The sequence below is a fragment of the Nocardioides oceani genome (genome assembly GCF_030412965.1).
GTDB lineage: Bacteria > Actinomycetota > Actinomycetes > Propionibacteriales > Nocardioidaceae > Nocardioides > Nocardioides oceani.
The window spans coordinates 1-242 of sequence record NZ_JAUHJQ010000213.1 but is presented as its reverse complement, the minus strand read 5'-3'; the positions used below and the strand labels follow the sequence as shown (position 1 = coordinate 242).

The 242-nt window shown below is 81.4% G+C and carries 1 protein-coding gene; it reads left to right on the top strand.

What is annotated here, in order from left to right; translation table 11 throughout:
* The coding region (locus QWY28_RS23825; RefSeq protein ID WP_300955378.1) for a hypothetical protein at positions 1 to 242 on the top strand (242 nt) is incomplete at both ends.

Below are 242 nucleotides of genomic sequence, written 5' to 3'. Positions count from 1 at the left end.
TGCGGGCCGTCTCCGACGCCGACGTACGCCGCGAGCGGGCGCTGGCCGCGAAGGAGGAGCACCTGCGTGGCACCGGCCACCCGTCCGCCGTCGAGCTCGACCGGGTCGCGGCCGCCACCGGGGCCGGCCGCTCGGCGCTGGCCGAGCTGCAGGAGGCCGGCGTGGCCGCGGACCACGCGCTGGCCCGGCTCGGCGCCGCCGCGGACCTGCTCGCCTCGGCGCGGAGCTGGTCGACGGCCGAC